Source organism: Xanthomonas sp. 60 (assembly GCF_011761925.1).
The window spans coordinates 202,041-224,380 of sequence record NZ_JAASQW010000003.1 but is presented as its reverse complement, the minus strand read 5'-3'; the positions used below and the strand labels follow the sequence as shown (position 1 = coordinate 224,380).

At 67.3% G+C, this 22,340-nt stretch carries 19 protein-coding genes; 11 read left to right on the top strand and 8 right to left on the bottom strand.

All coding sequences use genetic code 11. The features are described 5' to 3' along the window. The first annotated feature begins 3 nt into the window (after positions 1–3). The 6 genes from FHY09_RS07970 to FHY09_RS07945 all read left to right on the top strand — a co-directional run bounded on the left by FHY09_RS07970 (position 4) and on the right by FHY09_RS07945 (position 7,836). Complete coding sequence (locus FHY09_RS07970; protein ID WP_456362740.1) at positions 4–1,341, top strand: sugar ABC transporter substrate-binding protein; 1,338 nt, start codon at positions 4–6, stop codon at positions 1,339–1,341. Beyond that, entirely contained in the window at positions 1,338–2,219 is an 882-nt protein-coding gene (locus FHY09_RS07965; RefSeq protein ID WP_166925922.1) for a carbohydrate ABC transporter permease, read from the top strand. Before FHY09_RS07970 ends, FHY09_RS07965 begins: the two co-directional genes overlap by 4 nt. Beyond that, the gene (locus FHY09_RS07960; RefSeq protein WP_166925920.1) at positions 2,216–3,052 is read left to right on the top strand and encodes a carbohydrate ABC transporter permease; all 837 of its coding nucleotides are present in this window, start codon (positions 2,216–2,218) and stop codon (positions 3,050–3,052) included. The genes FHY09_RS07965 and FHY09_RS07960 overlap by 4 nt, the downstream gene beginning before the upstream one ends. After that, on the top strand, positions 3,049–6,219 hold the full coding sequence (locus FHY09_RS07955; protein ID WP_166925918.1) for a discoidin domain-containing protein: 3,171 nt from the start codon (positions 3,049–3,051) through the stop codon (positions 6,217–6,219). The genes FHY09_RS07960 and FHY09_RS07955 overlap by 4 nt, the downstream gene beginning before the upstream one ends. A 16-nt stretch (positions 6,220–6,235) precedes the next feature. Continuing rightward, complete coding sequence (locus tag FHY09_RS07950) at positions 6,236–7,111, top strand: endonuclease/exonuclease/phosphatase family protein (RefSeq protein WP_166925916.1); 876 nt, start codon at positions 6,236–6,238, stop codon at positions 7,109–7,111. Positions 7,112–7,413: 302 nt separating this feature from the next. Continuing rightward, positions 7,414–7,836, top strand: coding sequence for an HIT domain-containing protein (locus FHY09_RS07945; RefSeq protein WP_166925914.1), 423 nt, complete (start codon positions 7,414–7,416; stop codon positions 7,834–7,836). Between the two features lie 174 nt (positions 7,837–8,010). On the opposite strand, the gene FHY09_RS07940 is transcribed toward FHY09_RS07945, so the two are convergent. Both FHY09_RS07940 and FHY09_RS07935 read right to left on the bottom strand, forming a co-directional pair. Then, positions 8,011–8,748: a class I SAM-dependent methyltransferase gene (locus FHY09_RS07940; RefSeq protein ID WP_166925912.1), complete on the bottom strand. Its 738-nt coding sequence runs from the start codon at positions 8,746–8,748 to the stop codon at positions 8,011–8,013. A gap of 329 nt (positions 8,749–9,077) precedes the next feature. Next, positions 9,078–12,416, bottom strand: coding sequence for an Rne/Rng family ribonuclease (locus FHY09_RS07935; protein WP_166925910.1), 3,339 nt, complete (start codon positions 12,414–12,416; stop codon positions 9,078–9,080). 407 nt (positions 12,417–12,823) lie between these two features. Between FHY09_RS07935 and FHY09_RS07930 the strand changes: the two genes are divergently transcribed. Further along, positions 12,824–13,798 (top strand): RluA family pseudouridine synthase, encoded by a 975-nt coding sequence (locus FHY09_RS07930; RefSeq protein ID WP_456362739.1) that lies wholly within the window; start codon positions 12,824–12,826, stop codon positions 13,796–13,798. 33 nt (positions 13,799–13,831) lie between these two features. On the opposite strand, the gene zupT is transcribed toward FHY09_RS07930, so the two are convergent. The 3 genes from zupT to FHY09_RS07915 form a co-directional block, all read right to left on the bottom strand. After that, positions 13,832–14,641, bottom strand: coding sequence for a zinc transporter ZupT (gene zupT, locus FHY09_RS07925; protein ID WP_166925906.1), 810 nt, complete (start codon positions 14,639–14,641; stop codon positions 13,832–13,834). 110 nt (positions 14,642–14,751) lie between these two features. After that, positions 14,752–15,180 (bottom strand): energy transducer TonB family protein, encoded by a 429-nt coding sequence (locus FHY09_RS07920; protein ID WP_208407709.1) that lies wholly within the window; start codon positions 15,178–15,180, stop codon positions 14,752–14,754. Then, on the bottom strand, positions 15,177–15,524 hold the full coding sequence (locus tag FHY09_RS07915; protein WP_166925901.1) for a 4a-hydroxytetrahydrobiopterin dehydratase: 348 nt from the start codon (positions 15,522–15,524) through the stop codon (positions 15,177–15,179). The genes FHY09_RS07920 and FHY09_RS07915 overlap by 4 nt, the downstream gene beginning before the upstream one ends. 95 nt (positions 15,525–15,619) lie before the next feature. Here FHY09_RS07915 and FHY09_RS07910 point away from each other — a divergent pair, with 95 nt between their 5' ends. Next, positions 15,620–16,219, top strand: coding sequence for an NfuA family Fe-S biogenesis protein (locus FHY09_RS07910; RefSeq protein WP_166925899.1), 600 nt, complete (start codon positions 15,620–15,622; stop codon positions 16,217–16,219). Between the two features lie 10 nt (positions 16,220–16,229). Next, positions 16,230–17,918, top strand: coding sequence for a ribonuclease E domain-containing protein (locus FHY09_RS07905; RefSeq protein ID WP_166925897.1), 1,689 nt, complete (start codon positions 16,230–16,232; stop codon positions 17,916–17,918). Positions 17,919–17,962: 44 nt separating this feature from the next. Here the strand turns inward: FHY09_RS07905 and FHY09_RS07900 are convergent, their stop codons facing one another. Continuing rightward, positions 17,963–18,382, bottom strand: coding sequence for a barstar family protein (locus FHY09_RS07900; RefSeq protein WP_166925895.1), 420 nt, complete (start codon positions 18,380–18,382; stop codon positions 17,963–17,965). Beyond that, complete coding sequence (locus tag FHY09_RS07895; protein WP_166925893.1) at positions 18,379–18,837, bottom strand: ribonuclease domain-containing protein; 459 nt, start codon at positions 18,835–18,837, stop codon at positions 18,379–18,381. The genes FHY09_RS07900 and FHY09_RS07895 overlap by 4 nt, the downstream gene beginning before the upstream one ends. A 209-nt stretch (positions 18,838–19,046) precedes the next feature. Between FHY09_RS07895 and FHY09_RS07890 the strand changes: the two genes are divergently transcribed. Beyond that, positions 19,047–19,658: a superoxide dismutase gene (locus tag FHY09_RS07890; protein WP_166925891.1), complete on the top strand. Its 612-nt coding sequence runs from the start codon at positions 19,047–19,049 to the stop codon at positions 19,656–19,658. 90 nt (positions 19,659–19,748) lie between these two features. On the opposite strand, the gene FHY09_RS07885 is transcribed toward FHY09_RS07890, so the two are convergent. Continuing rightward, on the bottom strand, positions 19,749–20,597 hold the full coding sequence (locus FHY09_RS07885; protein WP_456362738.1) for an endonuclease/exonuclease/phosphatase family protein: 849 nt from the start codon (positions 20,595–20,597) through the stop codon (positions 19,749–19,751). A gap of 176 nt (positions 20,598–20,773) precedes the next feature. Here FHY09_RS07885 and FHY09_RS07880 point away from each other — a divergent pair, with 176 nt between their 5' ends. Then, complete coding sequence (locus FHY09_RS07880) at positions 20,774–22,336, top strand: POT-type proton-dependent oligopeptide transporter (RefSeq protein ID WP_166925887.1); 1,563 nt, start codon at positions 20,774–20,776, stop codon at positions 22,334–22,336. The last annotated feature ends 4 nt before the right edge of the window (positions 22,337–22,340 follow it).

The window sequence follows — 22,340 nt, the reverse complement described above, 5'->3', positions numbered from 1 at the left end:
CCGGTGTCTGTAAAAACCTCCGGGGGCCGACGGCGCACGCGCTGGGCGGCTCCACTGCTCGCCCTGCTGGCACTTGCCGGCTGTGGCGGGCAGGACGACGGCACCACCGTGCGCTTCTGGGCGATGGGCCGCGAAGCGGAAGTGGTGGCCGAGCTGATCCATGAGTTCGAAGCCGAGAATCCGGGCATCAAGGTGGATGTGCAGAACATTCCCTGGACCGCTGCCCACGAGAAGCTGCTGACGGCCTTCGCGGCCGACGGACTGCCCGACGTGTGCCAGCTGGGCAATACCTGGATCCCCGAATTCGCGGAGCTCGATACGCTGCAGCCGCTGCAGCCGTATATCGACCGCTCCAGCGTGGTGCAGCCGGCCGATTACTTCCCGGGCATCTGGGACACCAACGTGGTGCATGGCGAGGTGGTCGGCGTGCCGTGGTACGTCGACACCCGCCTGCTGTATTACCGCAAGGACCTGCTGGCCAAGGCCGGGCATGACCACCCGCCGCGCACGTGGGCCGAATGGGAGCAGCAGATGGCCGACATCAAGGCCATGCAGGGCGCGAACCGGTACGCCATCCTGATGCCGATCAACGAGTTCGAGCAGCAGCTTTCGCTGGCGCTGCAGCAGCCCGATCCGCTGCTGCGCGAGGACGACACCCGTGGCAACTTCCGCAGCCCGGGCTTCCGCCGCACGCTGGGGTTCTACGCCAACATGTTCGAGCAGGGCTGGGCCCCGAAGATGTCCGAGACCCAGATCTCCAACGTCTGGGATGAGTTCTTCCGGGGCTTCAACGTGTTCTACATTTCCGGTCCCTGGAACATCCGTGAGTTCAAGAAGCTGGAGCCGAAGGCGCTGGCCGGGCAGTGGGGCACGGCCGCGCTGCCGGGTCCGGACGGTCCGGGCGCCGGCATCGCCGGCGGTACCAGCCTGGTGATCTTCCGCCGATCGGCGCAGAAGGAAGCCTCGTGGAAGCTGATCGAGTTCCTTTCGCGTCCGGCGATCCAGGCGCGGTTCCATTCGATCATCGGCGACCTGCCGCCGCGCCGCAGTACGTGGGACGCCCCTTCGCTGGCCAATGACCCGCTGGCCGCAGCGTTCCGTGATCAGCTCGAGCGCGTCAAGCCGACGCCCAAGGTGCTGGAGTGGGAGCGCATCGTGCAGGAAATGCGCATCGTCACCGAGAAGGTGGTGCGCGGTGGGCAGTCCCAGGAGGCTGCAGTGACCGAACTGGATGACCGCGTGGACAAGGTGCTGGCCAAACGCCGCTGGATGCATGAGCGTGATCGCCAGACAGCGACCGGCGATGCGCCGTCCACCGGGACCGAAGGAGGCCGGCCATGAACCGTCCTTCGCTCGCCGGCTGGATCTTCGCCGCCCCGGCGGTGATCGTGCTGGGGGTGTTCTTCGGCCTGCCGGTGGCTTCGGCGCTGGCGCTGAGCATCACCGATTTCGATCTGTACTCGCTGGCCGACGGGGGCAACCTGCGCTTCGTCGGACTGGGCAACTACATCGATCTGCTGCAGACCCCGATGTTCTGGAAGTCGCTGTGGAACACCACCTACTTCGTGGTGATCGGCGTGCCGTTGTCCATCGCGGTGTCGCTGGGCGCGGCGATCCTGCTCAACGCGCCGGCGGCCCGCTTCAAGGCCCTGTTCCGCACCGCGCTGTTCGCGCCGGTGGTGACCACCCTGGTGGCCGTGGCGGTGATCTGGCGCTACCTGTTCCACACCAGCTACGGCCTGGTGAACTATGGGCTGGGGCAGATCGGCATCGATGCGGTGGACTGGCTGGGTGATCCGCGCTGGGCCATGCCCACGATCATGATGTTCGCGGTGTGGAAGAACTTCGGCTACAACATGGTGATCTTCCTGGCGGGCCTGCAGGCGATCCCGCATGACCTGTACGAGGCGGCGCGCATCGATGGCGCCTCGCGCTGGAAGCAGTTCCTGCACATCACCCTGCCGATGCTCGGTCCGGTGCTGCTGGTGGTCGGTGTGATCACGGTGTCCGGCTATTTCCAGCTGTTCGCCGAGCCGTACGTCATGACCCGCGGCGACCCGCTGCAGAGCACCGTCAGCGTGCTGTACTTCATGTTCGAAGAAGGCTTCAAGTGGTGGAACCTGGGCCGTGCTTCGGCCGTGGCGTTCCTTTTGTTCCTGATCATCCTGGCGGTGACCTCGGTGATGATGCGCTTCGGGCGTAAAAGGCAGATGGTATGAGTCGCGAAATCGGCCAGTCGCGCTGGCACCCCTGGATGATCAACGGCGCGCTGGTCGTGCTGGCGCTGATCAGCCTGGCGCCGCTGTTGTGGATGGTCTCGGTGTCGTTCATGCCAACCGGTGAAGCCACCCACTTCCCGCCACCGCTGACGCCTTCGAAGATCAGCTTCAACAACTACCACGAGCTGTTCGCCCGCACCGGCATGGGCACCAACTTCGCCAACAGCCTGCTGGTGTCGGTGGCGATCACGCTGGGCTCGCTGCTGCTCAACACCATGGCCGGCTATGCCTTCGCCAAGCTGCGCTTCGTGGGCCGCGACCGGCTGTTCCAGGTGCTGATGGCCGCGCTGGTGATCCCGGCGCAGGTGGCCATGCTGCCGTTGTTCCTGCTGATGAAGCAGCTCGGCCTGGTCAACAGCTTCGGCGGCGTGATCGTGCCGGCGCTGGCCACGGTGTTCGGCATCTTCCTGGTGCGGCAGTACGCGCGCTCCATCCCGGACGAACTGCTGGAAGCGGCGCGCATGGACGGGGCAGGGGAGCTGCGGATCTTCTTCCAGATCGTGCTGCCGATGCTCAAGCCGGTGCTGGTGACGTTGTCGATCTTCACCTTCATGGGCTCGTGGAACGACTTCATGTGGCCGCTGATCGTGTTGACCGACCAGGAGCACTACACGCTGCCAGTGGCACTGGCCACGTTGTCACGCGAACACATCATGGACGTTGAGATGATGATGGCCGGCGCGGTCGTCACCGTCGTCCCGGTGCTGGCGCTGTTCCTGCTGCTGCAGCGGTACTACATCCAAGGTCTCATGCTGGGGAGTGTCAAAGGGTGAAACGTTCGATCGTCGCCGGCTCGGCGCTGTTGTGGTCCTGCGTGGCGCTCGCCGCCGCGCCTTCCCCCATCCCAGCGCCGAAAGTCATCGACGATTTCGACGATCCCTCTGCGTGGAAGCTGGTGCTTTCCGACCAGGTGAGCGGGTCGCTGCGCCCTGTCGCCGGCGCCAACGGTGGCCGCGCGCTGTGCCTGGATTACGATTTCCACGAGGTCTCCGGGCATGTGGGCATCCGCCGCGCGCTGGCCGTGGAGTACCCGGTCAATTACCAGTTCGGGTTCCAGCTGCGCGGTGATTCGCCGCGCAACGACCTGCAGTTCAAGCTGATCGATGCCAGCGGCGACAACGTATGGTGGGTGAACCGGCCAGGCTACGCCTTCCCCAAGGCATGGACGCCGGTGCAGTACCGCAAGCGCCATATCGACAAGGCATGGGGACCCTCGCCGGAAAAGGAGCTCAAGCGCAGCGCGGCCATGGAGTTCACGATCTACAGCAAGGTCGGTGGCCGCGGCACGGTGTGCTTCGACCGCCTGACGCTGCAGGGGCTGCCCGCCGAAGACACCTCGCCGCTGCGCCCGCAGGTGCTCGCCGATACCGCCACCGCCCTGCAGGACCGCATGATCGATGGCAAGCCGGACACGTTCTGGGTCAGCGGCGGCGTCAAGCAGCAGACGGTCAGCCTGGACCTGGGCAGCACGCGCGAGCTGGGCGGCGCGGTGATCGACTGGCTGCCGGGCCTGCAGGCCTCGCGCTATACGGTGCGCGCCTCGCAGGACGGTCGTGACTGGCGGGTGGTCCGCGAGGTCAGCGCCGGCGGCGGTGGCCGTGACTGGCTGGCGTTGCCGGAGACCGACGCGCGCTACCTGCGCTTCGATCTGCAGGATGGTCCGAACTGGCGCTATGGCATCCGTGACATCACGCTGAAGCCGCTGGCATTCTCCTCCACGCCGAACGCGTTCCTGTCCGCGGTGGCCGGCGACCTGCCGCGCGGCGCACTGCCGCGGGCCTATGTGGGCGAGCAGCCGACGTGGACGCTGCTCGGCCTGGACGGCGGCCGTGAACAGGCGCTCATCAGCGAAGACGGGGCCGTGGAAATGGCCCGCGGAAGCTTCAGCGTCGAGCCCTTCGTCAAGCTCGACGGCAAGGTGCTCAGCTGGGCTGATGTGACCACCTCGCAGTCGCTGCAGGACAACTACCTGCCCATCGCCAGCGTAGGCTGGCAGCATGCCAAGGCCGCACTGTCGGTGACCGGCTTCGTGCAGGGCAGCGCGGAGGCTTCGCAGCTGGTCTCGCGGTATACGCTGAAGAATCCGGACAAGGTGGCCCACGAGTACACGCTGGCCCTGGCCGTGCGGCCGTGGCAGGTCAATCCACCCACGCAGTTCCTCAATACGGTGGGGGGCTTCAGCCGCATCGACCGGCTGGAGGTCGGCAGCGACCGCGTGCTGGTCAACGGCGAGCCGCGGGTGTATCCGCTGCAGGCGCCGGACAAGCGCTTTGCCACGCCGTTCGATGCCAAGCTGGATGTCACCCACCTGGCCGGCGATGCGCTGCCGGCCACCACCACCGTGACCGACCCGACGGGCATGGCGTCCGGTGCGCTGCTGTATACGATCAAGCTGGAGCCGGGGCAGAGCCGCGAGGTCGCGCTGGTGTTCCCGCAATCGGGCAGCTTCAATCCGCGCGGGTTCGACCCGCTCAAGGCACAGGCGCAGGTCGCGGCGATGTGGCGGCAGAAGCTCGATGGCCTGCAGCTGCGGGTACCGGCCGCCGGGCAGCCGCTTGCCGACACCCTGCGCACCTCGCTGGCGCACATGCTGATCTCGCGCGTGGGGCCGCGCCTGCAACCGGGTACGCGCTCCTACGGACGCAGCTGGATCCGCGATGGGGCGATGATCTCCGAAGGCCTGCTGCGCATGGGTCGCAGCGATGCGGTGCGTGACTACGTGCAGTGGTATGCCCCGCACCAGTTCGACAATGGCAAGGTGCCGTGCTGCGTGGATGACCGTGGCAGCGATCCGGTGCCGGAGAACGACAGCCACGGTGAGCTGATCTACAGCATCGCCGAATACTGGCGCTACACCGGCGACGACGCGTTCCTGGAGGCGATGTGGCCGCATGTCATCGGCGCGTTCCATTACATGGAGCAGCTGCGCGCCAGCGAGCGTACCGAGGAAAACAGGGCACGCAACCCGGCCTTCTACGGCATGATGCCGGCCTCGATCAGCCACGAAGGGTATTCGGCCAAGCCGATGCACTCCTACTGGGACAATTTCTGGGCCCTGCGTGGCTACAAGGACGCGGCGATCATCGCCGAGCACCTGCAGAAGATGGAAGTGCTGGCGATCACCGCCGCGCGCGATGAATTCCGCACGGACCTGCAGGCCTCGCTGTACGCCGCGATGGCGCAGCATCGCATCGATTTCCTGCCGGGCTCGGCCGAGCTGGGTGATTTCGACGCCACCTCCACCACGATCGCCCTGGCGCCGGGCGGTGAGCAGGGGCGCCTGCCACAGCCGCAGCTGGACGCCACCTTCGAACGCTACTGGAACGAGTTCGTGCAGCGCCGCGATGGCAAGCGCGAGTGGAAGGATTACACCCCCTACGAATGGCGCAACGTGGCCGCATTCGTGCGCCTGGGCTGGCGTGAGCGGGCCTGGGAGGCGACCGGGTTCTTCTTCAAGGACCGTTCGCCGCAGGCCTGGAACCAGTGGGCCGAGGTGGTCTCGCGGACGCCGCGCAAGCCGTTCTTCGTCGGTGACCTGCCACACGCGTGGGTGGGCTCGGACTTCGTGCGCTCGGCGCTGGACATGTTCGCCTACAGCCGTGACGTGGACCAGTCGCTGGTGCTCGCCGCCGGCGTGCCGGTGCGCTGGTTCGAGGGGGAAGGGATCGGGGTCAAGGGCCTGCGCACGCCCGATGGCCTGCTCGACTACCGGCTGCAGCGCAGCGATCGCCAGCTTGTGCTGGAGGTGCGTCCGGGCGTGGTGCCACCTGCCGGCGGGCTGATCCTGCCGTGGCCGTATACGGGCGAACCCGGCGTGGCCACCGTCAATGGCGAGCCCGCCGAGTGGATCGACAACGAACTGCATGTGCATGCCGTTCCGGCGCGCGTGGAGATCGAGATCCCTGCGGCCGTGCGCCGTGGCGAACGACGGGGCGACTGAAATGGCAGGCAGGTGGATGCGGCGCTGCCTGAGGACGTTGGCGCTGGTCATGGCGTTGGCGCCCGGCGCGCTGAGCGCCGCCGACCGCAGCACCGGCGGCAGCGGGTCCAGGCCCGGCTCGACACCGGCCAGCCCCGCCGCGGGCATGACGATGGTGACGTTCAACCTGCATCATGACCGCGAGGACTGGCCGGCACGGCGACGCGCGATCGTCGCAGAGCTGGCTCGCCTCAAGCCCGATGCGATCGCGCTGCAGGAGGTGATCCAGAAGCGCAACGTGCGCAACCAGGCCGAATGGCTCGCCGCCAGGCTCGGCTATACGTACGTCTTTGTTTCCACCGACCCGGTGGGCGCACCGAAACGCTACGGCAATGCACTGCTGACCCGGCGTCCAGTGCTTGCGCGGGGCCAGCACCTGCTCCAGCCGCCCGACGACTACCGCACCGTCGCGCATCTGCGCATCGAGGTCGAGGGACGACCCGTCAACGTCTATGCCACCCATCTCAACGAACGCGCCGACGAACGCGGCCAGCAGATCCGCCGGGTGCAGGTCGAGGACCTGCTGCGATTCGTGTCCGAAACCTCGGCCGATGCCCCGGTGGTCATTGCCGGTGACTTCAACGCGCTGGTGGACGCCGGTGACCTGAGCGCGCTGCGCAACCGCTTTGGCGACAGCTACGGCAGCGTGCACGTCACCACCGACCTTGCTGCCACCAGCACGCTCAACCGCCATTATTTCCAGACGCCCTCGCGGATCGACCACATCTTCTTCCAGCAGGACGACATGGTGGCGCGCGAAGCCCGGCTGCTGTTCGACCAGCCCTACGAAGAGGGGCGCTGGGCGTCGGACCATTACGGGGTATGGACGCGGCTGCAGTTCGCGCCGGACTGAGGTGCGATCGTCCGGCGCGGGTGGCGCGGTGTCAGCCGTCGCAGGCCATGCCCCTGCCCTGATGTGCGTGCTTCAGTTGCATGGTGCGGATGCATCGGCAGGACGGCTCAGCCAAGGCACGTGTCCTGGTCGGGGCGGGCTGCTGAATCCCTGTGCGAATCTGCAACAAATCTGACGGCACATTAGACCGCTAACCAGCAGGCTGTGGATCCGGCAGATGTGCGAGGAGGACTGCCGTGCTGGCGTGCGGCATCAAGAAGAGTTTTCCGTTCAAGAGACGAGGGTAAGCGTTGGAAGCGTGTGTGGTCTGCCAAATAGCCTCCCGGTCGATACGTTCGCACATCGTTTACGATGACGAGCACATCATCTGCTTTCTCGACGCGGATCCCATCGCGGTGGGGCATGTACTCATCTGTCCAAAGGTTCATCTTGCTGATCTTGTGGATTTGCCGATCAACTTGGTCTGTAGAATATTTAGCCTGGCGAAAAGCGTGGCATCCGCGTTCGCGGAGGTGTTTGAGAGTCATGGCGTTTCAATGATCCAGAACAATGGCAAATTCAACGAGCTTGGTCATTTCCACCTTCATGTCTTCCCGAGGGCCGTGAACGACGGGTTCGCTTGGTCCCGAAGCCGTGAAGCCCTTGGGGGGCATCGGAATGAAGATTTCGTGCAGCGACGCCTGTCCAGCGCACTCCGATTGTCCAGCGGCGATCGACGAGATTGAATAGGGCAGCGAACCGGTGTTGTGAGTGCTCGTCATAACACTAGTACTTTAACTAGTGGAGCATCTTGTCGGGAGCAGGATCAAGCTACCGGGTGAGCGCCATGCTGTGCGTCGCAACGTGTTCAGCAGCAGCACGGCGTTGCGGGTGGAGACAGAGCCGCGGGTGGCGCGGTGTCAGCCGTCGCAGGCCAGCCAGATGGCGAGGTTGTTGCGCACCAGCTCGTCCCAGAAGCCCGTCGGCCGGTCGATGAAGTCGTCCGGGATCAGTTCGGCCGCCTGCCAGCGGATGTTGCTGAAGCCGGCGCGCTGGAACGCGGCCTCGTAATGCGCGCGCTCCCAGCGATAGACCGTGAGCTGGGCGGGCGGTGAGCCCGGCACGGCCATGGTGATGCACGCGCCCTCCTGCCACGGCACCTCGGACTGCACGGTGATGCCGTAGCGGGAGAAATCACCCAGTGCCAGGCGGTAATCCGGATTGATGGTTTCAAGCACCAGTCGCCCGCCCGGTGCGACGTGGCGACGGACCTTTGCGGCCATGTCGTCCAGTTGCTGCAGTGACTGCGCGTAGTTGAAGAGGAACGCGGCCACCACGAGGTCGAACTCTCCCGTATCACCGGACAGCTCCAGCACATCGCTGGCCTGGAACGTGGCGTTGTCGCCGAGTGCATGGGAGATGGCCCGCGCCTGCTCGATCATCACCGGGGACTGGTCCACGCCATGCGAGCTGGCGGCACCTTCTTCCAGGAAGCGGCGTCCGTAATAGCCGGACCCGCAGGCAAGGTCCAGGACGCGGGCGCCGCGCAGGTCGCCCGCAAGGCCGCGCATCATGCGGTACTCGGCGGCACGTGTGGGGGAGGCATTGACGTAGGCAAGATAGTCGGCGGCGATGGTGTCGTACTGGGGTCGGGTCATGGGAAGGCCTCATTGTGAAGGCGTTCACGCTACGTGCCGTGCCTCTTGGCATGAAGAGGCGGCTCCGTCGGATGACGTCGCATTGAAAGTCGGGCGTCATCCCGTACCTGCCGATGCCCGCGCATCCCCAGTGAAACAGGGCGCTGCCCGGCTGGCCCACGGTGTCCGGGGCTGTCCGTGCCCCCTTCGGAAGCGGGTAGGCGCGTCATCCCGCGCTGCGCCGCACGGCATTTGGCCGTCATCAGATCGCGTAATACGACACCGGTTCTCTGCAACGAACAACGCCCCTTGCGGGGCGTTGTTCGTGTCGCCTGCGCGCAGGGCGCGGATCAGCCCTGAGGGTGGTCCGTCTTCGGCGCGTTCTCTTCGTCGCGCTTGGCCTCGGCGTCAGCGTCAGCCTCTGCCGTGGTGACCGTCTGCGCTGCGATCGCCGCCTGCTCGGCGGCGTCGGTGCCACCGGCGAGGATGGCCGGCTCGGCGGCTTCCACGGCCTCCACGACCGCCGGGGCGGCGACGGTTGCAGGAAGCTCAGCGGCAGGTGCCGACTCGACCACCGGCGTGGACGTTGCCGGCTGCGTGTCGGCTGCCTTCTCGCCTGTCGGCGCGGGCTGCGGCGCACTGGCGGCGGGAGCGGGCACGACATGCTGCGCGGTCTCGACCGGCGACGCCTGGACGACCGGCGTGGCCTCCACGACCGCATCAGCCTTGGCCGGCGCATGCGGCGCAGGCTGCCAGCTGGGTGCCTCGACCGCCGTGGTCGCGGCGGGCAGGACACCCGGCTTCGGCGCGTGCGCCTCGGTGGCGTCCTGCACCGGGGCGGGTGCCGGCTCCGCGGCCGGGCTTGCCTCGCGCGTCGGCGACTCGGCCTGAGCCTGGGTCGTGCCCACCGGAGCTGCCGCCGTTTCCATCGTCTGCGGCAGTTCCGCAGCCACGGAGGGGGCCGGCGTCGGCGCTGCTGCGACGACGCTCGCGGCCACCGGGGTGATGGCCGCCGCGCTCAGTGCCGCAGGCGAGCGCTTCGGCTCGGTCGACGCCGTGTCCGGCTCATCATCGAAGTCGAACTCGGGCTGGGCATGCAGCGGACGGGCCGCGCGGGCCTCCGGCGCAGCATCGTCATTGCGACCAGATGACAGGTCCGGATCATGATCGCCCGCCTCGTTGTCATCCCCCTGGTCGTCCTGGCCCAGTCCATCGGTACCGGCAGTTTCGCCCGCACCACGGCGGCGGCGGCGGCCACCCCGACGGCCACGGCGACGGCGCGATCCGCCTTCACCTGCGCCTTCGTCATCGGCGGGCGTATCACCTGCCTCGGTGGCCTCACCCTGGACGGCGGCATTCTCGGCAGGATCAACCGCTGCGGCTTCACGGGCCGGTGCGGCCTCTGTGGCGGCGGGTGCCGCGACCGGGGCGGCAGCCGCGGCGTCGATCTCGCCACGCAGCAGCTGGTTGGCCAGGCGCGACGCGGCGGCCGCAGCGGCTTCGTCAACGACCGTCACGGCGGTGGCGGCCGGTGCGGCCGCCAGTGCGGCGGCGTTCTCGGCGGGCACGCTGTCTCGCGGCGGCTTGTCGGTGTCCTGACGCGGCTGGCGCGGCTGCTTGACCTTCGGCTGCGGCTGCTCGGTGCGCTCGCCGCGCGGCGGCCTCGGCTGCTCCTGGCGCTGCCGGGGCTGCTGTGCATTGCCGTTCGCGGTTCCATTGCCATTGGTCGCGGCACCGTTCTGGGCATTGCCGCCCTGGCGGCGCTCGCCACGCTCCTTGCGCGGCTGCCCCTGTTCCTTGTCCTGCGAACCATGGCCGTTGCCGTTGGCACGGGTGTCCTCGCGACGGTCCTTGCGGTCCTTGCTGCGGTCGCGGTTGCGGTCCTTGCTGCGGTCCTTGCGGCCTTCGTCAGTGCCGGTGGTCCGTGCACCCTGCGTCGGCGCGGGGGCCGGAGCGGGGGCGGTCTCGCCGCCGAAAATGCGCTTCAGCCAACCGACCACACCGCCGCTGGCGGCCGGTGCGGCCACCGGGGTCGGCACCGGAGCGGGCGCTGGCGCGGCCTGCGGTGCGGCTTCCTCCCGGACCGGGGCCGGCGAGTTGTGCTGGACCTGGGTCACCGCCGGCGGCGGGATGTTGAGCTGGCCCTTGGTCAGCGCATGCACCGGCAGCTTGCGCGGCGTGCCGCGCTGGTAGCTCGGCTTGGTGCTCTCTTCGCCCAGTTCATTCTCACGCAGGCGGGTGACGGTGTAGTGCGGCGTACGCAGCTGCTCGTCGGCCACGATCACGATGGGTGCTTCGTGACGCTGTTCGATCTCGCGCAGTGCGCTGCGCTTCTCGTTCAACAGGTAATTGGCGATCTCCACCGGGGCCTGGACCAGCACCTGCCCGGTGTTTTCCTTCATCGCATGCTCTTCGGCGACACGGATGATCGACAACGACAGCGATTCCACGCTGCGCATGCGGCCGTGGCCATCGCACTGCGGGCACACCAGCTGGCTCGACTCGCCCAGGCTCGGACGCAGGCGCTGGCGGCTCATTTCAAGCAGGCCGAAGCGCGAGATGCGGCCGACCTGCACGCGGGCGCGGTCGTACTTGAGCGCGTGGCTCAGGCGGTTCTCGACCTCGCGCTGGTGCTTGTTGGAGGACATGTCGATGAAATCGATGACCACCAGGCCGCCCAGGTCACGCAGGCGCAGCTGGCGGGCGACTTCCTCGGCCGCTTCCAGGTTGGTCTGGAAGGCGGTGTCTTCGATGTCGCTGCCCTTGGTGGCGCGCGAGGAGTTCACGTCCACGGCGGTCAGGGCTTCGGTCTGGTCGACCACGATCGAGCCGCCGGACGGCAGGCGCACGTTGCGCTCGTAGGCGCCTTCGATCTGCGATTCGATCTGGAAGCGGTTGAACAGCGGAATGTCGTCGGTGTAATGCTTCAGCTTGCGCAGGGTCTGCGGCATCACCTGCTGCATGAACTCGCGTGCGTGGTTGTACATCTCCTCGGTGTCGACGAGGATCTCGCCGATGTCGGCGCGGAGGTAGTCACGCAGGGCGCGCACGATCAGGCGCGATTCCTGGTAGATCAGGAACGGGGCCGGCTTGCTCAGCGCCGCTTCGGCGATGGCGCGCCAGACGTTCAGCAGGTAGTCCAGGTCCCACTGCAGTTCCTCGGCATCGCGGCCGACGCCGGCGGTGCGGATGATCACGCCCATTTCGTCGGGAATGTTCAGCTTGTCCAGCGCCTCCTTCAGGGCGGCGCGGTCCTCGCCTTCGATCCGGCGCGAGACGCCGCCGGCACTGGGCGAGTTCGGCATCAGCACCATGTAGCGGCCGGCCAGGGAGATGAACGTGGTCAGGGCGGCGCCCTTGTTGCCGCGCTCTTCCTTGTCCACCTGGACGACGATTTCCTGGCCTTCGCGCAGGAGTTCACGGATACCGGCCTTGTTGGGATCCACACCGGCCTGGAAGTAGTCCCGGGAGATCTCCTTCAGCGGCAGGAAGCCATGGCGGCTGCCGCCATATTCGACGAAGGCCGCTTCCAGGGACGGCTCGATGCGGAAGATCCGGCCCTTGTAGATGTTGGACTTCTTCTGTTCCTTGGCCGGCTGCTCGATGTCGATGTCGTACAACGACTGGCCATCCACGATGGCAACACGCAGTTCTTCTGCCTGCGTGGCGTTGATCAGCATTCGCTTCATTGTTGCGTTCCTCGCAAGCGGCTACCGCGCGGAACGCCATGGAGTTTCGCCTCTGGACACGGCTGGCCGCCCATTCGCGCAGGCGCGGGGAGGGTGGCCCGGGTTTCCAGCGCTACGACACCACGGCAGGCCGCGGGAGCGCTCGTTCTATCTGGTTTTTGGGTAATGCGGGACCGGCGGCAGCTGTCAGCAGAACTGGAGCGCCACGCGGGACATGTTCAGCGCGACTGCGTGTCAGGCAATCGGCGATGGCCGGGAGCGCCGGTGAGCCGCTAACATGGCCGCCCCGGGGGCGGTGGTCGCGCACTGTGCCGGATTCGTCGGAAACGGGGCTTCTGGCCCTGACCAACTTCCAACGAAATCAATCCCTTATCTCGCCGCCCGAGTGTAACAGAATAAACAGGCTGATGACTGCTCAAGACCCCGCAAACCCAACCCCCGGCAAGCTTTCCGTGCGCATGATCACCGTTCCAGACGATCGGGCGGGCCAGCGCCTGGACAATTTCCTGCTCGGCCAGCTCAAGGGGGCCCCGCGCAGCCTGGTGTACAAGCTGGTGCGCAGTGGGCAGGTCCGCGTCAATGGCGGCCGGGCCAAGGCCGAACGCAAGCTGGAAGCCGGTGAGGTGATCCGCATCCCGCCGGTGCAGATCACCGAGGAAGGCGACAAGGCCGGTCCGCCGGAGTCGTTCATGCGCCGGCTGGAGGCTGCCATCGTCTATGAGGACGAACGCCTGCTCGCACTCAACAAACCTACCGGCGTGGCCAGCCATGGCGGCAGTGGCATCAGTTTCGGCGCCATCGAAACACTGCGGGCGCTGCGGCCGGGACGGACGCTGGAACTGGTGCACCGGCTGGACCGTGACACCTCCGGCCTGCTGATCGTGGCCAAGAAGCGCTCCGCGCTCAGCGAGCTGCAGGCCCTGCTGCGTGAAGACCACGGCGCGGGCATCCGCAAGAAATACCTGACCCTCCTGTCCGGGCGCATGCCCGACGGCACCATGACGGTGGATGCGCCGCTTCACGTCGGGCTGCGACAGGGCGGGGAACGCCACGTGCAGGTCAATGCCATCGGCAAGCCGTCGATCAGCCATTTCAGGGTGCTGGAGCGTCGCGGCGGGCATTCCTACTGCGAGGTCCGGATCGAAACCGGGCGCACGCACCAGATCCGCGTGCACGCGCAGCATCTGGGGCATCCGGTGGCAGGCGACGACAAGTACGGCGATCCTGCGGTCAACAAGCGGTTTCGCGAGCAGATCGGGCTGAAGCGCCTGTTCCTCCACGCCGCCTCGCTGGAGTTCTCGCTTGACGACGGCAGGACCCCCTACGTGCTCAATGCTCCGCTGGCCGAAGAGCTGGTCGACGCACTGGACCGCCTGAAATAACGCCTTGCGCCGGTCGCACGTCGCGCCGGCGCCTCACCACTTGAACAGCACCAGGCTCAGCGCCAGGGTCATCATGCCGGCCACCAGGCCGTACACCGTTTCGTGGCCCTTGGCATAGCGCTTGGCGGCAGGCAGCAGTTCGTCCAGCGCCAGGAACACCATCACGCCGGCGATCAGCCCGAACACCCAGCCAAACGTCGCGTGGTTCAACGAGCCGGAGAGCAGGAAATAGCCGATGACGGCGCCGATCGGTTCGGCGAGGCCGGACACCAGACTTGCGGCAAACGCGTAGAACTTGCTGCGCGTGGCGAAGTAGACCGGCACCGCGATCGCAATGCCCTCGGGGATGTTGTGGATGGCGATCGCAAAAGCGAGCGGCATGCCGACCGAAGGGCTTTCCAGCGTAGCGAAGAACGTCGCCAGGCCTTCCGGAAAATTGTGCGCGGTGATCGCCACGGCGGTCATCAGCCCCACGCGCTTGATGTAGGAGGTGTTGTCGGCACGGAACGCCGGGTCACTCTCGTCCAGGCTCTCGTGCGGATTTGGCACGAGGTGGTCGATGGCGACGATCAGCAGGATGCCCAGCAGGAACGCGAAGGTACCGTAGGTGAAGCCGAGCCGGGCATCGTAGGCCTGCGTGAACGAGTCGATCGACTTGTTCAGTATCTCCGACAGCGAGACGTACACCATCGCGCCGCCGGCGAAGGCCAGCCCGAAGGCGAGCAGGCGCGGGTGCGGTCGCTTGGCGAAGAGCACCATCAGGCTGCCCAGCGCGGTGGCGAGGCCGGCGGCCAAGGTGACGCCGAGGGCCATCCAGAAGTTTTCGGGGGAGATGTCCTGCATGGTCCAGCGCGTTCCTTCGGAAAGCGGGCCCGGCTAGACGGGGCCCGGGCAGCAGGGGGCGGGCAGGGACGCCGTGCGCTGGCGGGCGCTCCCTGCTGGCGCGGGGCGGATCAGCCGCCGCGGCGCATCCGTTCTTCGATGGCGAAGCACTCATCCGGACGCGGGTTGGGCGGATTGAAGCTCACCGGTACCTGGATCGTTGCCGGGACCTTCTGGCCGTTGCGCGTGGCGGCGTTGAACTGCCAGCCGCGCACGGCGGCGATGGCCTGCTCGTCCAGCTGCGCGTTGCCGCTGCTGCCGATCTGCGTGACATCGCTGGGGCGCCCGTCGATGCCCACCACGACCTTGAGCGTGGTGGTGCCGCCGACACCAGTACAGCCAAGCTCCACGGGGTACTGCGGCGGCGGGGTCTTCACCGCCGCCACTTCGGTCGGCGCGACCTGCGGCCGGGCCGCCACGTCATCGCCACCGGTGCCGCCACAGCCAGCCAGGGCACCGACGAGGGAAAGGGACAACAGGGTCGTACGCAGGATCATCAGGGGTGCTCCGTCAGCGCCGAGGCCTTGGCCGCGCAGATGAAATCATTCTCGCTCAGGCCGCCGACATCGTGGGTCGAGTAACGCACCACCGCGCGGTCGTAGTGCACCCCCAGGTCGGGGTGGTGGTCTTCACGGTGGGCGATGAAGGCCAGCGCGTTCACGAACGCCATGGTGTGATGGTAGTCCTTGAACGGGAAAGTGCGTTGCAGCGCCTGGCCGTCCTCGACCAGCTTCCAGCCCGGCACCTGGGGCAGCAATTCGTTGATGCGCGCCTGTCCAAGCCGGTGCTCATGGCCTTTGCGGGCGATGCAGTGGGCCTGGGCGAGGGGTATGAGGTCATTCATGCAGCAATCCACCCGTGGAATCCATGACTGAACAATGCGCCGGGCAGTGTATAAAGCAAATGAGCGACCGGCCCGGACTTGGCTAGAATAGCCCGATGATCCAGATTTCCGACACTGCACAGACCCACTTCCGCAAACTCATCGAGCGCGAGGCCGTGCCCGGCATGGGCGTCCGCCTGAGCGCGGTCGATCCCGGAACGCCCCGCGCCGATGCGCGCCTGGAGTTCGCCGAACCCGCCGACCTGATGGGCGACGAATGGGCGGTGGACTGCGACGGATTCACGCTCTATGTGTCCGCCGACAGCGTCGGCTGGATGGACGGAGCCGAGATCGACATCGTGCCGGCCAAGGGCGGCGGTCACCAGCTCACCATCAAGGCGCCGCGGATCAAGGGCGAGGCCCCCGGCGATGCCGCGTCGCTGGTGGAACGGGTGCACTGGGTGGTGGAGAACGAGGTCAACCCGCAGCTTGCTTCGCACGGAGGCAAGGTGGCCGTGCAGGAGGTTTCAGCCGATGGCGTGGTGCTGCTGCGCTTTGGGGGTGGCTGCCAGGGCTGTGGCATGGCCGATGTCACGCTCAAACAGGGCATTGAAAAGACGCTGATGGGCCGCGTGCCCGGCGTGACGGCAGTGCGGGACGCGACCGACCACCACAGTGGCCAGGCCCCGTACATGCCGCGCGGCAACGCTGCCTGACCCGCGCCGCGTGCCCAACGCCCGTGCGGCGCAGCTGATCGAGCACCTGCTGGCCCGCCAGCAGGTGCTCCCCATTCTTGAAAAGAAAACGGGTCTGCCGTACGGCTGGGCGGTATGGCTGCGCGCGTTGCCGCCGCTGGCGCCGCCGCAACAGGCGCTGGCCATGCTGCAGGCGCTGCGCCCCCGTGCCGCCGCAGACATCGGCATCGCAGCGCAGCTTCCATTGCTGCGGGCGATGCGTCGGTTGCTGTGGCAGGGCTGGGACCCGGCTCCGCACGACCAGCGCTGGATGCGGCGTGGATCCGGAGCGATCAGTGTGCTGCTGCATCTGATGTTCTTCCTGTTGCTGGCCTGGGTGGCGGTGGTGCGCAGCCCGGTGGCACCGGAATCGGGCGAGCAGGGCGAGCGGACGCAGATCGAATTCGTCGGCGAAGGTGCGCAGGAGGGCGGCGGTGATCGTCCGGGCAGTGCCAGCGCCGTGATGGCCGAGAACGCGTCCGGCGGTGCTGCGCCCGGCGTGCCGCCCAGCCGCGCCGCCGCCCGTGCAGTGCCCGCCCCGGCCTCCACCCCGACCGCTGCGGCAGCGCCTGCGCCGCCCACGCCGGCACCGGCCAGCCCACCCGCCGCAGCGCCGCCTTCGCCACCGGTGCAGGCTACCGAGGTGGCGCAGGCGACGGTGGATTTCGTGGTGCCGCCGGTCAACGTGGCCCGAACGGAGGTCACCGTGGTGCCGCGCGCGCCGGCGCTGGACGTCGTCGAACGCACGGTTGAAACCGCGCCGGCGCCGCCGGCGACCGCGCGCGTGCAGCCTCTGGACGTGCAGGCGCCTGCGCTGCCCACGCCGGACGTACAGGTCCGCGAACGCGAGGTCGCCCCCGTGCTGGCGGTGAGGCAGCCGGTGCGGCTGCCACAGCCGACCGTCACCGCGCCGGCGCGCGCGCCCGAGATCCAGGTGCGCGAGCGTGAGATCCAGGCCGCACCCGCGCCACAGATCGCCATGGCCGAGGTACGCCCGCGTGACACTCCGCCGGCAACGACGGACCGGATGATGGCCACGCCCCGCGTGCGCGAACGCACCGTGGCCGATGCAGCGCCTGCTGCAGCGCCGGCGCCGCCTGCATCGGCTGCAGGCGCCGGTCCGGCGGCCCAGGCGGGCCCGCGTCCCGCGCCGGCGCCGGGCAACTGGGCCACCCCCGCGCGGGGGGACGATTGGGGCGCCGCTGCGCGCAACCGAGATGGCACGGCCGCCGCCGGTGCGGCGCCGGCCGGTCGCGCCGCGGGGCAGGGTACTGGCCTGTTCAACAGCGATGGCAGCGTGCGCGTACCCGGACAGGCGGGCGCGGGTGACAGCGGGCGCGGCGCACCGGGCGGTGACAACGACGGCTGGAGCAGGGAGCGGATCGCCCAGTCGGGCACCTGGCTCAAGCGCCCCCCGTACGACTACACACCGACCTCCTTCGACAAGTACTGGGCGCCGAACGAATCCCTGCTGGCCGAGTGGGTGCGGCGCGGGGTGAAGTCCATCGAGATTCCGCTGCCGGGCACCAGCAGCACGATTTCCTGCGTCATCTCCGTGCTGCAGTTCGGTGGCGGGTGCGGGCTGAGCGATCCCAACATGCAGGAGCAGCCGGCCATCGCGCGACCTCCCCCGGACGTGCCGTTCAAACCGGAATACCAGGACGACAATGGCAGCCGGTGAACCGGCGGCGTGTCCGGGTGCAGCGTCGCCGCCGGGGCGCTTGGCTATGCGCCTGGTTCCAGTGCGATGAACGCCCAGAACGGGACCTGACGGTCGGCCCAGAACTGGCTGGCCTCGTCGAGGATGTCCAGCAGCGTATCGAAGTCGACACCGGCGCCGTCGCGCAGGCTGTCGGCCTGGTCCAGGAAAAGGGCGTGCCCGCTGGCCTTGAGCCAGCCGAGGTCACGCAGGTTGTCCAGCAGGGCGTCCCAGTTGCCGCCGAAACCGCCTGGAAAATCCAGCTGTGCCGCCATGCGTGCCAGCAGCGTGCGCTTGTCGCTGACATCAAGCAGATCGATGCGGCTGACCCGCAGTCCGGCATCGCGCATCGTCGCGGCCAATGGGCCTACATCGGCGGTGCCAATGGCATACACGCCGGCATTGGCCAGATCATGCAGGCCGAGTTCGAACGCATCGTGGCTCACGGCGCCAGCTCCCCGGTGACAGTGAAACTGCGGAAAGACGCGTAGTGGTCGCTGGTGTAATACCACGCCTCCGGCGGCGTCCCGCCGGTGACGATGCGGCGTGTGCCGCGGGTGCCGGCGCCCGGCGTGGGCACGGTGTATTCGCGGTAATAGCCACGCGGTCGCTCGGGCAGCTGATGCTCGCGGTTGCCGAACACGGTCCCGTCCTGTGCGTGGGGAAACGGGCCGCCCCGCTGGATCAGTTCGATCGTCTGGCGTGCTTCGGCAGGCAGGAATGCGGGCAAGCCATCGTCGTGCCCGGCGGCGCGGGCGGCAGACCGCGCGTCCTGCGGCGCCACGCCTGTCGTCAGCGAGGGTGCGAACTGCGGCGGTGGCGGGCGCTGAAGCCGCTGCATGCCGAGCAGGCCAACCACGAGCAGGGCCAGGGCGATGAAGAAGCGGCGGGGATTGCGCATCGGGGCAGCGTTCCAGGCGTTATGGAAGCTGCCACTGTAGCGCCGCGCCGCTGCATGCGTCATGAGCTTGTGAGGAGCGCCACGCAGCTGTCACCGGCAGCACGCACTTTCCTTTACAGCACCCTTGGTAATCTCCCCCCACGACCCCATCATCAACGGGCACGGCCCGGCGACACCGCCGGGTTTTTCAAGCTATCAGGAGATCCAACATGGCCTATACCCTGCCGAAGCTGTCCTACGCCTACGACGCGCTGGAGCCGCATATCGATGCGGCGACGATGGAAATCCATCACACCAAGCATCACCAGACCTACATCAACAACGTCAACGCGGCGCTGGAAGGCACGGAATACGCTGATCTGCCGGTCGAAGAGCTGGTGAAGAAGCTGAAGTCGCTGCCGGAAAACCTGCAGGGTCCGGTGCGCAACAATGGCGGTGGCCATGCCAACCATTCGCTGTTCTGGACGGTGATGGCACCGAATGCGGGCGGCAATCCGGTCGGTGACGTGGCCAAGGCCATCGACGCGGATCTCGGCGGATTCGACAAGTTCAAGGATGCGTTCACCAAGGCGGCCCTGACCCGTTTCGGCAGTGGCTGGGCATGGTTGAGCGTGACCCCGGACAAGAAGGTGGTGGTGGAAAGCACCGGCAACCAGGACAGCCCGCTGATGGAAGGCAACACGCCGATCCTTGGCCTGGACGTGTGGGAACATGCGTATTACCTGAAGTACCAGAACCGTCGCCCGGAATACATCGGCGCGTTCTTCAACGTGATCGACTGGAATGAAGTCGAGCGTCGTTACCAGGAAGCGATCGCCTGACCCACGGGGTTTTTCGATCGAACGGCTGCGCAGCAATGCGCGGCCGTTTTTTTTTCCATATAACCGGGCCGGGCGCCCGAAACACCACGCTCAGCCTTCCGGCTGGCTCCCGGCGTTGACCGCCACTGGCTCCTGCAGCTTCAGCACGGCAAGCGTACCCAGCGCCAGCGTTGGCAGCGTTCCTTCGGCGGCCAGTTCGATACGCTTCTGGCGCAATCCGCTGAACGTCTTGACCTGGAACAGCACATCCATGCCGTGGCCGCTGCCACCGGAAGACGCCGGCAGGCCGGGCGTGCGTTCGATACGTGCGGAAGGATTCCGGCGCGCGGGCTGGAACCCCGGTGTGCTGCGCACCAGCTCGTCGGTCGGCGCGGCGAAATCACCGGCGATCAGGCTGGGATGCCCTTCGGCGGTCGCCGCGATCCATGCCATCAGATCGTTGGCCTGGTGCTGCCGCGCGGTGGCATCGGCGCCCTCCGGGCGCAGGCGTGCAGTGTAGACATTGACCTCGCTGGTGCCGGCGGCGATGCGGATCATGCCGGCGGCACTGTAGCGGCCCGGCGGATGCAGCAGAGTGACACCGTCCTCGCTGACCGCCAACCGGCTCAGCATCGCGCTGCCGCGCCGCTCGGGCTGGCTGGGTGGATCGGCGGTGATGAAATCACAGCTGTAACGCAGGCGCTGCGCGAGCCAGCAGGCCGCGTTGCGACGTCCCAGCTGCTGGACCTCCTGCACGGCGATGACATCCGGGCGCAGGGCATCGAGCACCTGGACCATCTGTTCGCGGCGCTGTTCCCAGGCCGGCTCATCGGCTGGCGGAAGCAGCAGCGTGGCGATGCTCAGCTCGACCGCCTGCGGGGTCGCCGGGACAGGGCGGGCGGGCAGGGCCTGCGCACCATCGGCAGAAAGCAGGCCGAGGCACAACAGAAAAGGGGTCATCGCAGCGCGCATAACGATAAGTTTACGCTTATCACGTGCATGAACCGTGACTTCCGGCAGGGTTTTCGGCCGCCTCACCGCGCCGCACGGATCGGTGGTGCAGCCCTGCAGCGTGCGCAGACCGGCGGCCTTCCGGTAACCTTGACGCTTTCGTGTCCGCAGGAATCTCTTACAGGATGAGCCAGAACGCAGCCGCCCCCGTCGGCAACGGCACCATGCCGCGCCAGATTCCGTACATCATCGGCAATGAGGCCTGCGAGCGATTCAGCTTCTACGGAATGCGCAACATCCTCGTGCAGTTCCTGATCACCTCGCTGCTGCTGCAGGAAATCACCGCCGAGGGACGGGCGGGCGAGGCGAAGGACATCATGCACAGCTTCATGATCGGCGTGTATTTCTTCCCGCTGCTCGGCGGCTGGCTGGCTGACAGGTTCTTCGGCAAGTACCACACCATCCTGTGGTTCAGCCTGATCTACTGCGCGGGCCACCTGTGCCTGGCCTTGTTCGAGAACAGCCGCGAAGGCTTCTTCCTCGGGCTGGGGCTCATCGCGCTGGGGGCCGGGGGCATCAAACCGCTGGTGGCGTCCTTCATGGGCGACCAGTTCGACCAGAGCAACAAGCACCTGGCGCGTTTCGTGTTCGATGCCTTCTACTGGATCATCAACTTCGGCTCGCTGTTCGCTTCACTGCTGATCCCGCTGGTGCTCAAGAACTGGGGTCCGCAGTGGGCCTTCGGCATCCCGGGCATCCTGATGTTCATCGCCACGTTCGTGTTCTGGCTGGGTCGGCGCCGCTACGTGCTCACGCCGCTGCCTCCGAAGGACCCGCACTCGTTCGCCAACGTGGTGCGGACCGCGCTGACTGCGCGCGTGGAAGGGCGCGGCCGCCCCGGAATGGCGCTGGCCATCGCCGGTGGGGTGCTCGCCGTGGCCTCCTTCGGGCTGGTGGGATCGCTCGGAATCGTGATCTGCCTGTGCCTTGCGCTGGTGGCCCTGCTGGTGGGCATCGGCGGCGGCACCTGGATGCAGTTGGACCGCGCGCGGGCCGTGCATCCGGCCGAGGCCGTCGAGGGCGTGCGTTCGGTGCTGCGCGTGCTGGTGATCTTCGCCCTGACCACGCCGTTCTTCTCCCTGTTCGATCAGAAAGCCTCCACGTGGGTGCTGCAGGGCCAGCAGATGGCGATGCCGAGCTGGTTCACCGCCTCGCAGATGCAGGCGCTCAACCCGCTGCTGGTGATGATCCTGATCCCCTTCAACAACCTGGTGCTCTATCCGGCGCTGCGTCGCTTCGGCTGGGAACCGACCGCGCTGCGCCGCATGACCGCGGGCATCGCCTTCAGCGGGTTCGCGTGGATCGTGGTGGGTGGCATCCAGGTGGTGATGGATGGTGGCAACGCGCTGTCGATCTTCTGGCAGATGCTGCCGTACGCCCTGCTGACCTTCGGCGAGGTGCTGGTCTCGGCCACCGGCCTGGAGTTCGCCTACAGCCAGGCCCCGCAGGCGATGAAGGGTGTGGTGATGAGTTTCTGGAACCTGACCACCACCATCGGCAACCTGTGGGTACTGCTGTCCAACGCCGCCGTGCGCAACGATACGGTGACCAGCCAGATCGCGAGTACGGGCCTGAGCGAAGCCGCGTTCCTGATGTTCTTCTTCGCCGGCTTCGCGTTCGTCGCCGCACTGGCCTTCGGCTGGTACGCGCGCCGTTACCGCATGGTCGACAACTACCGCGCTGCCTGAGCCT